This window comes from Mycetocola spongiae, assembly GCF_020424085.1.
In the GTDB taxonomy this organism is placed as follows: domain Bacteria; phylum Actinomycetota; class Actinomycetes; order Actinomycetales; family Microbacteriaceae; genus Mycetocola; species Mycetocola spongiae.
On record NZ_CP080203.1, the window covers coordinates 3,165,824 to 3,181,159 of the forward strand.

The window sequence follows — 15,336 nt, forward strand, 5'->3', positions numbered from 1 at the left end:
TTACCCCGATGGTCCTAGACTCTGACTATGTCCGAGATCGACCTGAAGCCGCGAAGTCGCGCCGTTACCGATGGAATTGAAGCCACCACCAGCCGAGGCATGCTCCGTGCCGTCGGTATGGGGGATGAAGACTGGGACAAACCCCAGATCGGTATCGCGTCATCGTGGAACGAAATTACCCCCTGTAACCTTTCCCTCGACCGCCTCGCCCAGGGCGCCAAGGAGGGCGTGCACTCCGGCGGCGGATACCCGCTGCAGTTTGGCACCATCTCCGTATCCGATGGAATTTCGATGGGCCACGAGGGAATGCACTTCTCCCTCGTCTCGCGCGAGGTCATTGCCGACTCCGTCGAGACCGTGGTCATGGCCGAGCGCCTCGACGGCACCGTGCTGCTGGCCGGCTGCGATAAGTCGCTGCCCGGAATGCTGATGGCCGCCGCCCGCCTCGACCTCGCCTCGGTCTTCCTCTATGCCGGGTCGATCGCCCCGGGCTGGGTCAAGCTCAGCGACGGCACCGAGAAGGAGGTCACCATCATTGACTCCTTCGAGGCCGTGGGTGCCTGCAAGGCGGGCACCATGAGCGAGGAGGACCTCAAGCGCATCGAGTGTGCCATCGCCCCGGGTGAGGGTGCCTGTGGTGGTATGTATACCGCCAATACCATGGCCTCCGTGGCCGAGGCCCTCGGCATGAGCCTTCCCGGCTCGGCCGCGCCGCCCTCCGCCGACCGCCGCCGCGATTATTTTGCGCACCGCTCGGGCGAGGCCGTGGTGAATATGCTGCGCCTCGGCATCACCGCGCGCGATATCCTCACCAAGAAGGCGTTTGAGAACGCCATCGCCGTGGCCATGGCCTTTGGTGGTTCCACCAATGTGGTCCTGCACCTGCTGGCCATCGCCCGCGAGGCCGAGGTGGATCTCACGCTTGAGGACTTCAACCGTATCGGCGATAAGGTTCCCCACCTGGGAGACCTCAAGCCCTTCGGTAAGTACGTCATGAACGATGTGGACCGTCACGGCGGAATCCCCGTGGTCATGAAGGCCCTGCTGGACGCGGGCCTGCTGCACGGCGATGCACTCACCGTGACCGGCAAGACCGTGGCCGAGAACCTCGCCGAGCTGAACCCCGATCCCCTGGACGGCGAGGTGATCCGCACGCTGGATAACCCGATCCACGCGACCGGTGGACTGACCGTGCTTCACGGTTCCTTCGCCCCCGAGGGCGCCGTGGTAAAGACCGCCGGTTTTGACGCCGAGGTCTTTGAGGGACCCGCCCGGGTATTCGAGCGCGAGCGCGGGGCCATGGATGCCCTGACCGAGGGCAAGATTTCCAAGGGTGACGTGGTGGTTATCCGCTATGAGGGCCCCAAGGGTGGCCCGGGTATGCGCGAGATGCTGGCCATCACCGCGGCCATCAAGGGCGCGGGACTCGGAAAAGATGTACTACTATTAACAGACGGTCGATTCTCAGGCGGCACAACCGGACTGTGCATCGGCCACATAGCACCCGAAGCAGTGGACGCAGGTCCCATTGCCTTCGTGCGCGATGGTGATCTAATACGGGTCAATATCGCAGCTCGCTCGCTTGACCTACTTGTTGACGAGACAGAGCTGGCCGCCCGCCGTGAAGGCTGGGCACCGCTTCCCCCGCGCTATACCCGTGGCGTCCTCGCAAAATACGCAAAGCTTGTGCATTCCGCCGCAGAAGGCGCCATCACCGGCTAAGCAGCTTGCGATCACGAGCTCCGTTCTGTGCCCCCGCGGCACCGGGCTCAAAGTCAGATCACACCATCGATGAGGAAGAATCAGCATATGTCAGCTGACAACCCGAACACTAAGAGTCCGCAGGACTCGCCGATCCCCGGTCCGTCACGCACGGAGCAGGCCCCGGTTCTCACCGGTGCCCAGGCCGTCGTCCGGACCCTTGAGCTGCTGGGCATTACCGATGTTTTCGGTCTGCCCGGCGGCGCCATCCTTCCCGTCTACGATCCGCTTATGGACTCGCAGAAGGTGCGTCATATCCTCGTTCGTCACGAGCAGGGAGCCGGCCACGCCGCCCAGGGTTATGCCTCGGCCACCGGCAAGCTGGGTGTCTGTATCGCCACAAGCGGTCCGGGCGCCACCAACCTCGTGACCGCCCTCGCGGATGCCCACATGGACTCGGTGCCGCTCATGGCGATCACCGGCCAGGTGTTCTCGAACCTGATGGGTACCGACGCGTTCCAGGAGGCCGACATCGTGGGAATCACGATGCCGATCACCAAGCACTCGTTCCTCGTGACCGATGCGCGCGAGATCCCCGAGACCATCGCGGCGGCAATGCATATTGCCACCACGGGACGTCCCGGCCCGGTCCTCGTGGATATCACCAAGGACGCCCAGCAGGCGGAGGTGCCCTTCATCTGGCCCCCCACGATCGACCTGCCCGGCTACCGCCCGGTGACCAAGGCCCACGGCAAGCAGATTAACGCCGCGGCGCAGATGCTGCTTGAGGCCAAGAAGCCCGTATTTTATGTGGGTGGCGGAATCATTCGCGGCGGCGCATCCGCCGAGCTGCTGGAGCTGGTTGAGGCCGCGGGTGCCCCCGTGGTCACCACGCTCATGGCGCGCGGTGCGTTCCCCGATTCCCACGAGCTCAACCTCGGTATGCCCGGAATGCACGGCACGGTTCCGGCCGTCCTGGCGCTCCAGGAATCCGATCTGCTCGTGGTTCTGGGCGCCCGCTTTGACGACCGCGTGACCGGTAAGGCGGAGCTTTTTGCCCCGCATGCCAAGGTGGTCCACGTGGATATTGACCCCGCGGAGATCTCCAAGATCCGGGTGGCTGATGTGCCGATCGTGGGCGACCTGAAGGACGTCCTCGGCGATCTCACCGCGGCCTATACCGCGGCCCGCGCCGCGGCCGAGCCCGATCTGGCCGAGTGGTGGAGCTATCTGAACGGGCTGCGTGCGCAGTTCCCGCTGGGTTTTGCCCCGACCACCGATGGCCTGCTCGCCCCGCAGCATGTCATCTCGCGGATCGGTGAGCTCACCGGCCCCGAGGGCACGTTTGTCTCGGGTGTGGGACAGCACCAGATGTGGGCGGCGCAGTTCATCAAATATGAGCGCCCCAACTCCTGGCTGAACTCCGGCGGAGCCGGCACCATGGGCTATTCGGTTCCGGCCGCTATGGGCGCCAAGGTTGCCGAACCCGAGCGCACCGTATGGGCGATCGACGGAGATGGCTGCTTCCAGATGACCAATCAGGAGCTGGCCACCTGCACGCTGAATAATATTCCGATCAAGGTGGCGATCATTAATAACTCGTCGCTGGGAATGGTGCGCCAGTGGCAGACCCTGTTCTACGACGGACGCCACTCCAATACCGATCTGAACACCGGTCACGATACCGTGCGCGTTCCCGACTTCCTGAAGCTCGCGGATGCCTATGGTTGCCTCGGCATCCGGGTGACCCGCGAGGACGAGGTGGACGCCGCGATTAAGCTCGCGCTGGAAACCAACGACCGCCCCGTGGTGATCGATTTTGTGGTGAGCGCCGATTCGATGGTGTGGCCGATGGTCCCGCAGGGCGTCTCGAATAGCTTTGTCCAGTACGCCCGGGAGAATACCCCCGGCTTTGATGAGGAGGTCTAGTCATGTCGCGTCACGTATTGAGTCTCCTCGTCGAGGATAAGCCGGGTCTGCTGACCCGCGTGGCCGGTCTTTTTGCCCGCCGCGGCTTTAACATCGCGTCGCTCGCCGTGGGTGCCAGCGAGGTGGAGGGCCTGTCCCGCATCACCGTTGTCGCCGAGGTGGAAGGCCTGCCGCTGGAGCAGATCACCAAGCAGCTGAATAAGCTCGTGAACGTGATCAAGATCGTGGAGCTTGACCCCACCCAGTCGGTGGAGCGCGAGCATATGCTGATCAAGGTCAAGGTGGATAACACCACTCGTTCGCAGGTGCTGGAGGCGGTCACGCTATTCCGCGCCCGCGTCGTGGACGTGGCCACCGATGCCCTCGTGATCGAGGTCACCGGCGATACCGGCAAGACCCAGGCGTTCCTGCGGGTCCTTGAGCCCTTTGGCATCAAGGAGATGGCCCAGTCGGGTCTGCTCGCCATCGGTCGCGGATCAAAATCCATCACCGAGCGTGTTTTTAAGCACTAACCATTTCATTTCGCCCCCGCGCCGGGGGAGAATCGATGCAACAGACTTCCGGATTCGCACGAGCGGATCCGTTGGAAACAACAAGGAGAAAAACTAGTGACTGAGATTGTCTACGACCAGGATGCCGACCTCTCCCTCATTCAGGGCAAGAAGGTTGCCGTTATTGGCTATGGTTCGCAGGGCCACGCCCACGCGCTGAACCTTCGCGACTCGGGTGTTGAGGTCGTTGTGGGCCTCAAGGAGGGCTCGAAGTCCATCGCCAAGGCCGAGGAGGCCGGCTTCACCGTGAAGAACGTCGCCGAGGCTGCCGCCTGGGCCGATGTCATCGTGATCCTCGCTCCGGACCAGCACCAGCGCACCATCTACGCCGAGTCCATCAAGGACCAGCTCGCCGAGGGCAAGTCGATCGTCTTCGGTCACGGCTTCAACATCCGTTTTGGTTATATCGAGGCTCCCGAGGGCGTCGACGTGTTCATGGTTGCCCCCAAGGGCCCGGGACACACCGTGCGTCGCGAGTATGAGGCCGGCCGTGGCGTTCCCGTCATCGTCGCCGTGGAGAAGGACGCCTCGGGTCAGGCCTGGGCTCTCGCCTGGTCCTATGCCAAGGCCATCGGTGGCCTGCGCGCCGGTGGAATCAAGACCACCTTCACCGAGGAGACCGAGACCGACCTGTTCGGCGAGCAGGCAGTGCTCTGCGGTGGTACCTCGCAGCTGGTTCAGTACGGCTTTGAGGTTCTGATCGAGGCCGGTTACCAGCCCCAGATCGCCTATTTCGAGGTGCTGCACGAGCTGAAGCTCATCGTGGACCTGATGTGGGAGGGCGGCATTGCCAAGCAGCGCTGGTCCGTATCCGATACCGCCGAGTTCGGCGACTACGTATCCGGTCCCCGCGTGATCGACCCCTCGGTCAAGGAGAACATGAAGGCCGTTCTCGCCGATATCCAGTCCGGTGCATTCGCCGAGCGTTTCATCAACGACATGGACAACGGCGGCAAGGAGTTCCAGGAGCTCCGTGCCAAGGGCGAGGCTCACCCCATCGAGAAGACCGGCCGCGAGCTGCGCAAGCTCTTCGCCTGGAACGCTTCGAACGATGACGACTATGTGGACGGCTCCGTCGCCCGCTAGTCTCACCCGGTAGTGCCGCGGACCCCAGGGCCCGCGACCACACCACTCAGGCGGCCGGTTTCCCCTCGGGGAGGCCGGCCGCCTTTTGCCGCTATCCTGGGACCATGAGTACCGAGCGCGAAGACGACGCCCTGAGCTGGGCCGGGGGAGAGGACGATCCCACCCTCGTAGATACCCCGGGTGCCCTGGCCGATGCCCCCGCCGAGGAGCCCGAGGTTCCGGCCGCGGGTACCGAGGTGGCGCCGGGATGGCGCGTGGTGGGTGGCACCGCCGCCGCATCCCCCGCGCGGGAGTCCTCCGCGGACGAGGCCGAGGCCGAGACCCCGGACCCCAATGCCCGTCCCGCCCAGATGAGTTCCCCCGTGCTGCTCCTGCACGGTGTGCTTGGCGGCATCTATCTGCTGTATGTCATCGGCTGGCTCGCCTCGGTGGGGCATTTCAGCACCGCCGGTACCGATCCCCTGCAAACCGCGATGACCGTGCTCGGCCAGGTATTTGCCGTGATCGCCCCGGCCCTGTGGTTTGGTGCGGTGCTTTGGGTCACCCGCCGAGCCGAGTCCGTGCGCTGGCGCCTGATCTGGCTGCTGATCGGTGCACTGGTCCTCGCCCCCGTTCCCTTCATCCTCGGAGTGCGCTAATGTCTCGATTCTCGAAGAAGACCGTCGCACAGGCCGCGGGGGAGGCCACCCCCGCGCGCCCGGGCATCCATACCCCGCGCTGGATTATCCTCACGCTCGCCGTGTTTTTTGGCCTGTTTTTTGCCTATGACGCCTGGGAGGGCGTGGGTAACCTCATCTCCTTCCCGCGCCTGGTCGCCGAGCTGGGCGGCGCCGTCTCGGCCTTCGGCTGGGTCCTGCTGGTGCTGGGCCTGCTGATGCCGATCCTGTGCTTTGCCGCGTCCTATCTGCTGGGTCGGCGCCGGGGGTTGCTCGCGATTGTGCTGATCTATCTGGCCGGCCTGGGTACCTCGGCGGCGCTCACCTTCACGATCCTGCAGCTCGCGGCGGGATAGCGCTCGCGCGCATCCTCCCGCATCGCGCGAGATAACGGCGCGAATTACGCCGCCGCCCGCGCGCGGTACGGCGGCTAAAGCCCCGGATTTACGCGGCAGCCGCGTCCGTGCTCGGGCAGCGGAGCACCCGCGTGCCCGGGGCCGGGCCGGGCTGCGGACGCGGCCGCGTGCGCATATTCCCGGAGCGCACATCGGCAATGATTTCACCTAGTAGAGTGTAAATATCTGGCGCCCCGATGACGCGGCGCGAGCTTCCCAACCGTTATCCCCTTCTAAGGATCCGTTTTCGTGTCGAAGCCTGTAGTCCTGATCGCCGAAGAATTATCGCCCGCCACCGTCGATGCCCTCGGGCCCGACTTTGATATCCGTCAGGTGGATGGGACCGACCGTCCCGCCCTGCTGGCAGCGCTTGCCGAGGCAAACGCCATCCTCGTTCGCTCCGCCACACAGGTGGATGCCGAGGCCATCTCCGCCGCACCGAAGCTGCAGGTTATCGCCCGCGCCGGTGTGGGACTGGACAACGTTGACATCAAGGCCGCCACCACGGCCGGTGTCATGGTTGTGAACGCACCGACCTCCAATATCATCTCCGCCGCCGAGCTCACCGTGGGTCATATCCTCTCGCTCGCCCGGCACATCCCCGCCGCCCACGCCGCACTCGCGCAGGGTCAGTGGAAGCGCTCCAAGTACACCGGTACCGAGCTCTTCGAAAAGACCGTGGGCATCATCGGCCTCGGCCGCATCGGCGCGCTCATCACCGAACGCCTTAAGGCATTTGGTGTGCGCGTGGTTGCCTATGACCCCTACGTCACGAGCGCCCGCGCCCAGCAGCTCGGCGTGACCCTGCTCACCCTGGACGAGCTGCTCGCCCAGAGTGACTTCATCACGATTCACATGCCGCGCACGCCCGAGACCCTCGGCATGATCGGTGTGGAGCAGCTCAAGGCCATGAAGCCCACCGCCTATGTGGTCAACGTGGCCCGCGGTGGACTCGTGGACGAGGATGCGCTTTATGACGCCCTGGTCTCGGGAGAGATCGCCGGCGCCGGACTCGATGTTTTTGTTTCCGAGCCCCCCACCGAGACCAAGCTCCTCGGCCTGGAAAACATCATCGTCACCCCGCACCTCGGTGCCTCCACGGGCGAGGCCCAGGAGAAGGCCGGCGTCTCGGTGGCCAAATCGGTGCGCCTGGCCCTCGGCGGCGACCTCGTCCCCGATGCCGTGAACGTGGCCGGTGGCATCATCGACCCCTATGTGCGCCCCGGTATTTCCCTCGTGGAGAAGCTGGGCCAGATCTTCTCGGCCCTGACCGTCTCGCCGCTGTCCAGCGTGGACGTGGAGATCCGCGGAGACCTCGTGCAGTACGACGTCTCGGTCCTGAAGCTGGCAGCGCTCAAGGGCATCTTCAGCCAGGTGGTCAGCGAATCGGTGTCCTATGTGAACGCCCCGCTGCTCGCCGAGCAGCGCGGCGTGGAGGTGCGCCTGATCACCGATCCGATCAGCGAGGACTTCCGCGATATCATCACGCTGCGCGGTGCGCTGGCCGATGGCAGCCAGATCTCCGTCTCGGGTACCCTGACCGGCCCCAAGCAGATCGAGAAGCTCGTGGAGATCAACGGCTATGACATCGAGGTGCCGATCAGCGAGCACCACATCGTGATGCTCTATACCGACCGTCCCGGAATCGTGGCGCAGTACGGTACCCGCTTCGGCGAGGCCCAGATTAATATCGCCGGAATGCAGATTGCCCGCCAGGAGGCCGGCGGACAGGCGCTCACCGTGCTCACGGTGGACTCGCCCGTATCCGAGGAGCTCCTCGATCAGGTGCGCACCGATATCGACGCCACCGCCGTGCGCGCCGTCGCAATCACCGCCTAGGCAGTTCATAAAAACGGCCGTCCCGGGAACCTCGGTTCCCGGGACGGCCGTTTTTTAGTACAGGCGGGCGACCACCGCGAGGACCTCGTCGATCGAGGTAGAGCTCAGGGTATGGGCCTCGGCGGGGGTGCTGCAATCCAGCGTGGAGTTCATATAGAGCCCGTCGCTGACCAGCATGATGGTCTCGGCCACTGCGGGGTCTTGCACCTGCTGCTGGATCAGGTCGAGCCAGGTGCGGCGCACCGCGGCGAGGGCAACGCCCGCGCGGGAGTCCTCGGACTGGGCGAGCCGGGTCACGGCGATCATGGTGCGATCAAAATCCTCGCCTGTATATACGGAGGTGCGCAGCAGATAGTCGATTGAGCCGGCGGGTGCGCTGGCCATGAGGTGGGCATCGGCCTCGGCGCGCGCGGAGAGGCGCTCCAACAGGCCCTCGATCAGCGCGCCACGATTGCCAAAATGATATAAAAGGCCACCCTTGGATACGCCCGCGAGCGCCGCGGTGGCGTCGAGGGTCGCGCCGCGCTCTCCGTGTTCGATGAGCAGGGTTTCAAACGCGTCGAGCACACGATCGCGCGCGGAAACGGTGGGGGTCATGGCTACTCTTTCACAAATTTTCGGAACTCGTGTTGAAGTCTACACCGTCCAGACGGTACAGTAAACGAGTTCCACTATTTGAGAAAGTTCGTCATGTTTGCAAATGCACCCGCTATCGCCGCTAATGCGCTGAGCCGTCGCCGACGCTGGGCCGCGCTCGCGGTTCTGATGCTGCCCGTGCTCCTCGTATCGGTGGATAACACCGTCCTGAATTTTGCGGTCCCCGCGATCTCCGAGGCCCTGCGCCCCACCGGAAATCAGCTGCTCTGGATCATCGATATCTATCCGCTGGTCCTCGCGGGCCTCCTGGTCCCGATGGGAAGCATCGGTGACCGCTTCGGCCGCCGCCGCCTCCTGATGATCGGATCGATCGGTTTTGGTGTGGTCTCGGTGCTCGCCGCGTTCTCACCCTCGCCGGAACTGCTGATCGCCGCGCGCGCCCTGCTGGGATTTTTTGGCGCAATGCTCATGCCCTCAACGCTTTCGCTGCTGCGCAATATCTTCACGGATCGCAATGAGCTGCGGCTCGCGATTGCCATCTGGGCGAGTGCGTTTAGCGCCGGTAGCGCGCTCGGCCCGATCGTGGGTGGCCTGCTGCTGAATAGCTTCCCCTGGGGCTCGGTCTTCCTGCTCGCCGTCCCGATGCTGCTGCCCCTCGTGATCCTCGCGCCGCTGCTGCTGCCCGAGTCCAAGGACCCGAACCCGGGCAAGGTGGACCTGCTGTCGATCCCGATGGCGCTGCTCACGATGGCCCCGTTTGTTTTTGGTATTAAGTGGCTCGCGACCCACGGCATGAGCGCCGTGGGCATCGGCACCCTGCTCTTTGGTGTGCTGCTGGGCTATCTCTTTGTGCGCCGCCAGCGCCGCATCAGCAACCCGATGCTGGATATGACCCTGTTCCACCGGGGCCAGTTCTCGGGGGCCGTGCTCGTAAACCTGCTCAGCGTGATCGCGCTTGTGGGTGGCCTGTTCTTTGTCTCCCAGCACCTCCAGCTGGTGCTGGGCATGACGCCGTTTGACGCGGCCATGGTGCTGATCCCCGGTCTGGTCATCACGATCATCTCGGGACTGGGCATCGTGTTCTTCTCCAAGCGTTTCCGCGCCTCGATCGTGATCCCCGCCTCGCTGCTGTTCAGCATCGCGGGCTATGCGGTGATCGCGCTGAGTGGCGGGGATATCGGTGCCTGGGGTATCGCGGTGGCCTTCAGCCTCCTCGGCCTGGGAATCGGTGCCGCCGAGACCGTGTCCAATGAGCTGATCCTGGCCAGCGCCCCGCCCGCCAAGGCCGGGGCCGCCTCGGCCGTATCCGAGACCGCCTATGAGCTGGGTGCGGTGCTGGGTACCGCCACGATCGGCACGATCCTCACGGCCTCCTATCGCTCCAATGTGGTGCTGCCGGAGGGGCTCACGCCCGATCAGCAGCTCGCCGCGAGCGAGACCCTGGGTGGTGCGGTGAACGTCTCCGGGGAGATCTCCCCGGATCTGGGCGCCGTGCTGCTGGAATCCGCGCGGCACGCGTTTGATAGCGGTGCCGGTGTGGCCGCGTGGATCGGTGTGGCCCTCGTGGCCGGCGCCGCGATCATCGCCGCCTTCACCCTGCGCAAAACCACCTAGGCCCCTGGCCGCAGTGCCGCCGCGCCCCGATCCGCCTCGCGGGTCGGGGCGCGGCGCATTGGCCTAGCGCAGCGGGTTAAACGGACGCAGCTCGGCGGGTACCGTGCCGGTCATGATCTGCTCGGCAAGCAGGCGGCCGGTGGCGGGCCCCAGCACGATTCCCCACATCCCGTGGCCCCCGGCCACAAAGATATTGGGGGCGTTGGTGGCCCCGATGATGGGCAGGCCGTCCGGGGTGACCGGGCGCGAACCGACCCACTCAGCGCGGCGATCCTCCAGGTCCATATTCTGAAATAGCGGGCGCACCGAGGCCAGGATCGCCTCGATCCGGCGGGGCTGAAGGGGTTCATCCGGGCCGCGGAACTCCATGGTTCCCGCGATCCGCAGCCGCCCCTGATAGGGTGTGCAGGCCACGCGCCGGGCCGGGAAATAGATCGGATATTCGGCGGGCTGCTCGGTGGGAACGCTGAAGGAATAGCCGCGGCCCGCCTGCACCAGGGTGCGCACCCCGAGTGGCCGGGCCAGCCCGGGCAGCCAGGCCCCGGTCGCGAGTACCGAAACATCGGCCTCGTGGGTCCGGCCATCGTGGGTGAATACCCGCACGCCGGAGCCCGCGGGCTGCACGGCGGTGACCTCGGCATCGGTATGGATCACGCCGCCGCGCTCGTGCACCGCCCGGGCCAGATCCTCCACATAGGGGCCGGGCTCGATAAAGCGCTGCCCTCCCATCTGGAACACGGTGGATACCGCGGGGGAGAGCTGCGGCACCAGGCTGCCGGGATCGGCGAGGCGCGATAGCGGCACGCTCTGCCCGGCCCGCTCCACATGCGAGATCTCGTGCACAAACGGCGTGGACTCGCGCTCCCGCTCGAAGCCGATGATAAACGGGCCCTCGTGGGTGCGGGCGCGCACGCCGCCCGCGGCCAGCTCGTCAAACGCGTCCAGCGCCAGCGAATCTATCGGGGTGAGTGCTGCCATCGCGGTATCCCAGCGGCGCTGGGTGCCGTGGGCGGCAAATCGGGCGAGGAAATTCCAGAGCCGCGGATCCAGCCGCACCGGGATATGCAGCGGGGCCGACGGGTCCAGTAGGGCCTTGGGTCCATAGGTCCAGATGCTGGGATCGGAGAGCGGCATGGCCATGCCCGGTGTGAGCCAGCCCGCATTGCCCCAGCTGGAGCCCGCGGCCACACCCGCGCGATCCAGGACCGTGACCTCCACGCCGCGCTCCTGGAGATGCCAGGCCGTGGCCAGGCCCACCATGCCGGCTCCGATGATGACCGCGCTGCGCGGGGCGGTGTTGTTCACGAGTACTCCCTTGTGTTCGTTGAACCTAACTCTCCCCTCATCCTGAACAGGATTCGATACGATAGCAATCCAAGCGCAGATAATTCTCTTATCCGGCGCGGTGATGGAGCAAAGCGGTGTTTTACTGCGGGAAAGGCAATAATCGATGAAGAAAATTCGGGACGAAAAACTCGACGATATCGACTCCGCGATCATCGCGATCCTGCAGGCCGATGCCCGCACCCCGAATAATCTTGTGGCCGAGCGCGTGGGCATCGCGCCCTCCACGTGCCTCGCCCGCATCCGCACGCTGCAATCCCGGGGCATCATCCGCGGCTTTCATGCCGATATCGACCCGGTGGCCATCGGCCGCGGCCTGCAGGCCCTGATCTCGGTGCGGCTGCACGCCCACGCCCGCTCCGATATCGCCAGCTTTGGGGACTATCTGGCGGGGCTGCCCGCGGTGGAGAGCATCTTTTTTGTCACGGGGGAGCGCGATTATCTGATCCATGTCGCGGTGGCCGATTCCGGCGAGCTGCGGGACCTGGTGGCGCATAACCTGAGCGTGCGGCCCGAGGTCGCCGGCACCAATACCAGCGTGATTTTTGAATATGTGCGCCCCTCGCGTGAGCGCGAGTCCGGGCCCGTGGATGCAGCGCACCCCGCGCGCGTATAAGGTTGGGGGAGGATCAATCCCCACACTATGCCAGCAGGAGAAAAATGTCGCGCAGCGTCAAACTTGCCGTGATTCCCGGAGACGGAATCGGACCCGAGGTTGTGGCCGAGGCGGTGAAGGTTCTCGATGCCGTGGCGCAGGATTCCGGCGTTCACTTCGAGAAGACCCACTTCTCGCTTGGTGCCGCGCGGTTCCTGGAGACGGGCGATGTTCTCACCGATGAGGACCTCAACGCGATTAAGGCCCAGGACGCCATTATTCTCGGTGCCGTGGGCGGCGTTCCGGGCGATCCCCGCCTGAAAAACGCCAATATTGAGCGTGGGCTTCTCCTGAAGCTGCGTTTTGCGCTGGACCACTACGTAAACCTGCGTCCCACCCGCGTATACCCCGGTGTGGCCAGCCCGCTGGCCGAGCCCGGCGAGGTGGACTTCATCGTGGTCCGCGAGGGCACCGAGGGACCCTATGTGGGCAATGGCGGCGCGATCCGTCAGGGCACCGCGCAGGAGATCGCCAATGAGGTCTCCGTGAATACCGCCTATGGTGTGGAGCGCGTGGTGCGCTACGCATTTGAGCTGGCCACGCGCCGCCGCAACCGCCTCACCCTGGTGCATAAGACCAATGTGCTCACCTATGCCGGTGGCCTGTGGCAGCGCATCGTGAACGAGGTGGCCCCCGAGTTCCCCGGCGTGAGTGTGGACTATCTGCACGTGGACGCCGCCACCATTTTTCTGGTCACCGATCCCGCGCGCTTTGACGTGCTGGTGACCGATAACCTCTTCGGTGATATCCTCACCGACCTGGCCGGCGCGATCAGCGGCGGCATCGGGCTCTCGGCCTCGGGAAATATTAACCCGACCGGAGCCTTCCCGAGCATGTTCGAGCCGGTACACGGTTCCGCCCCGGACATCGCCGGAAAGCAGATCGCCGATCCGACCGCGGCAATCCTCTCGATCGCGATTCTGCTTGACCACCTGGGCCTGGGCGAACTGTCCGAGCGCGTCACTGCGGCGGTCAACGCCGATATTGCCGAGCGCAACGGAACGCCCCGCCCCACCGCGGCCGTCGGTGACGCCATCGCCGCCCGCGTTTAACGCGAAGAAAATTTGAGAAGAGGATCGTCATGACCGCACTAGAGTTCAGCGTGGAGAAAAACCCCGCCGCCCGCTCCGAAACCGAGCGCGCCGAGATTCTGGAAAATCCCGGCTTTGGTAATTTTTTCACCGACCACATGGTCACCATCGACTGGTCGGTGGATGCCGGCTGGCATAACCCCGCCGTGGTGCCCTATGGCCCGCTGCTGATGGACCCCGCCTCCTCCGTGTTGCACTATGGCCAGGAGATCTTCGAGGGGCTGAAGGCCTATCGGCACGCGGATGGCTCGATCTGGACGTTCCGCCCCGAGAAGAACGGCGAGCGGCTGAACCGCTCCGCCCGTCGCCTCGCGCTGCCCGAGCTGCCCGTGGAGGACTTTGTGGAGTCCATCCGCGCGCTGGTTCGCGCCGATAGCGACTGGGTTCCGGCCGAGCCCGATACCTGCCTGTATCTGCGCCCGTTTATGATCGCCAATGAGTCGTTCCTCGGTGTGCGTGCCGCGCAGTCGGTGCGCTATCTGGTGATCGCCTCGCCCGCCGGCTCGTATTTCTCGGGCGGTGTGGCCCCCGTGAAGATCTGGCTGTCCACGCAGTATTCGCGCGCCGGTCGCGGCGGCACGGGAGCCGCCAAATGCGGCGGAAACTATGCTGCCTCGCTGCTGCCCCAGCAGGAGGCCGCGGCCAATGGCTGCGCCCAGGTGATGTTCCTGGACGGCGAGACCGGAACCCGCATCGATGAGCTCGGCGGAATGAACGTGTTTTTTGTGCGCTCCGATAAGACCATCGTCACGCCCGAGCTCACGGGCTCGATCCTCGAGGGCGTCACGCGCGATAGCATCATCGAGCTGGCCCGCGACCGCGGTTATACCGTGGAGGAGCGCGCGATCACGATCGACGAGTGGCGCGCAGGGGACGCCGATGGCACGATCACAGAGGTCTTTGCGTGTGGCACCGCCGCCGTGATCACCCCGATCGGGCAGCTCAAGGCCGAGGGCTTCACGATCGGCCGCGAGGACGCCACCCCGGGCGAGCTGACGATGTCGCTGCGCGAGGAACTCACCGATATTCAGTACGGACGCCGCGAGGATACTCGCGGCTGGCTCGTGCGCCTGGATAAGTAGGGATCACCCATGAAGATTGCACGCTTTAGCCATGATGACCGCATCAGCTACGGAATCGTGGACGGCACCGAGATTGTGGTGCTCGACGGCGACCCGATGTTCTCCGGTTTTGAGACGCTGGACGAGCGGGTGCCGCTCGCCGATGTGACGCTGCTGGCCCCCTCGATCCCGCGCTCGAAGATTGTGGCCGTGGGTAAGAACTACCGCGATCACGTCACGGAGATGGGCGGCGCGGATGCGCAGCCCCCGACCGAACCGCTGCTGTTCTTTAAGCCCAATACCTCGGTGATCGGGCCCAATAATCCGATCATCATCCCGCCGCAGACCTCCGAGGTGTCCTATGAGGCCGAGCTGGCCATCGTGATCGGCTCGGTGGCCAAAAACGTGCCCGCACGCGATGCCCATAAGGTGATCTTCGGCTATACGCTGGCCAATGACATCACCGCGCGCGATCTGCAGCGCAGCGACGGACAGTGGGCCCGCGCCAAGGGCTTTGATAGCTTCTGCCCGCTCGGCCCGGTCATCGAGACCGAGTTTGAGCCCGCCGGAAAGCGCATTATGTCGCGCCTGAACGGCGAGACGCGGCAGGATGGCTCGCTGGATGACATGATCCACGATATCCCCGCGATCGTCGAATATGTCACCGCTGCATTTACGATGCTGCCCGGCGACGTGATCCTCACCGGGACGCCCGCGGGCGTGGGCACAATCGCCTCGGGCGATGTGCTTGAGGTGGAGATTGAGGGCCTGGGCATCCTGTCCAATCCCGTGGCCTAGGGCCAAGCCGCGCCGCGGT

The 15,336-nt window shown here is 65.0% G+C and carries 14 protein-coding genes; 12 read left to right on the forward strand and 2 right to left on the reverse strand.

Annotated features, from left to right (window positions below; genetic code table 11):
- The first annotated feature begins 27 nt into the window (after positions 1-27).
- The 7 genes from ilvD (at position 28) to serA (ending at position 8,157) form a co-directional block, all read left to right on the forward strand.
- Positions 28-1,722 carry a dihydroxy-acid dehydratase gene (gene ilvD / locus KXZ72_RS14535; protein ID WP_226081641.1) on the forward strand — a complete coding sequence of 565 codons (1,695 nt, stop codon included), beginning with the start codon at positions 28-30 and terminating at the stop codon, positions 1,720-1,722.
- A gap of 87 nt (positions 1,723-1,809) precedes the next feature.
- The gene (locus KXZ72_RS14540) at positions 1,810-3,630 is read left to right on the forward strand and encodes an acetolactate synthase large subunit (RefSeq protein WP_226081642.1); all 1,821 of its coding nucleotides are present in this window, start codon (positions 1,810-1,812) and stop codon (positions 3,628-3,630) included.
- Between the two features lie 2 nt (positions 3,631-3,632).
- Positions 3,633-4,142, forward strand: coding sequence for an acetolactate synthase small subunit (ilvN, locus tag KXZ72_RS14545; protein WP_226081643.1), 510 nt, complete (start codon positions 3,633-3,635; stop codon positions 4,140-4,142).
- A 96-nt stretch (positions 4,143-4,238) separates the two neighbouring features.
- Positions 4,239-5,267, forward strand: a complete 1,029-nt coding sequence (gene ilvC / locus KXZ72_RS14550) for a ketol-acid reductoisomerase (RefSeq protein WP_226081644.1) — start codon at positions 4,239-4,241, stop codon at positions 5,265-5,267.
- Positions 5,268-5,371: 104 nt separating this feature from the next.
- Entirely contained in the window at positions 5,372-5,905 is a 534-nt protein-coding gene (locus tag KXZ72_RS14555; protein ID WP_226081645.1) for a hypothetical protein, read from the forward strand.
- Positions 5,905-6,279 (forward strand): hypothetical protein, encoded by a 375-nt coding sequence (locus tag KXZ72_RS14560; protein ID WP_226081646.1) that lies wholly within the window; start codon positions 5,905-5,907, stop codon positions 6,277-6,279. The genes KXZ72_RS14555 and KXZ72_RS14560 overlap by 1 nt, the downstream gene beginning before the upstream one ends.
- 288 nt (positions 6,280-6,567) lie before the next feature.
- Entirely contained in the window at positions 6,568-8,157 is a 1,590-nt protein-coding gene (serA, locus tag KXZ72_RS14565) for a phosphoglycerate dehydrogenase (protein WP_226081647.1), read from the forward strand.
- Between the two features lie 54 nt (positions 8,158-8,211).
- On the opposite strand, the gene KXZ72_RS14570 is transcribed toward serA, so the two are convergent.
- Complete coding sequence (locus KXZ72_RS14570; protein ID WP_226081648.1) at positions 8,212-8,754, reverse strand: TetR/AcrR family transcriptional regulator; 543 nt, start codon at positions 8,752-8,754, stop codon at positions 8,212-8,214.
- A gap of 93 nt (positions 8,755-8,847) precedes the next feature.
- Between KXZ72_RS14570 and KXZ72_RS14575 the strand changes: the two genes are divergently transcribed.
- Positions 8,848-10,368, forward strand: a complete 1,521-nt coding sequence (locus KXZ72_RS14575) for an MFS transporter (protein ID WP_226081649.1) — start codon at positions 8,848-8,850, stop codon at positions 10,366-10,368.
- Between the two features lie 63 nt (positions 10,369-10,431).
- Here KXZ72_RS14575 and KXZ72_RS14580 read toward each other — a convergent pair whose 3' ends face one another.
- Positions 10,432-11,673, reverse strand: a complete 1,242-nt coding sequence (locus KXZ72_RS14580) for an NAD(P)/FAD-dependent oxidoreductase (RefSeq protein WP_226081650.1) — start codon at positions 11,671-11,673, stop codon at positions 10,432-10,434.
- A 145-nt stretch (positions 11,674-11,818) separates the two neighbouring features.
- On the opposite strand from KXZ72_RS14580, the gene KXZ72_RS14585 reads away from it, so the two are divergent.
- The 4 genes from KXZ72_RS14585 to KXZ72_RS14600 are packed head-to-tail and all read left to right on the forward strand — an operon-like array spanning position 11,819 to position 15,317.
- Positions 11,819-12,328, forward strand: a complete 510-nt coding sequence (locus tag KXZ72_RS14585; RefSeq protein WP_226081651.1) for an Lrp/AsnC family transcriptional regulator — start codon at positions 11,819-11,821, stop codon at positions 12,326-12,328.
- 44 nt (positions 12,329-12,372) lie between these two features.
- Positions 12,373-13,419, forward strand: coding sequence for a 3-isopropylmalate dehydrogenase (locus KXZ72_RS14590; protein ID WP_226081652.1), 1,047 nt, complete (start codon positions 12,373-12,375; stop codon positions 13,417-13,419).
- Positions 13,420-13,448: 29 nt separating this feature from the next.
- Positions 13,449-14,540, forward strand: a complete 1,092-nt coding sequence (locus tag KXZ72_RS14595) for a branched-chain amino acid aminotransferase (protein ID WP_226081653.1) — start codon at positions 13,449-13,451, stop codon at positions 14,538-14,540.
- A 9-nt stretch (positions 14,541-14,549) separates the two neighbouring features.
- Positions 14,550-15,317 (forward strand): fumarylacetoacetate hydrolase family protein, encoded by a 768-nt coding sequence (locus KXZ72_RS14600; RefSeq protein ID WP_226081654.1) that lies wholly within the window; start codon positions 14,550-14,552, stop codon positions 15,315-15,317.
- Positions 15,318-15,336 lie beyond the last annotated feature (19 nt).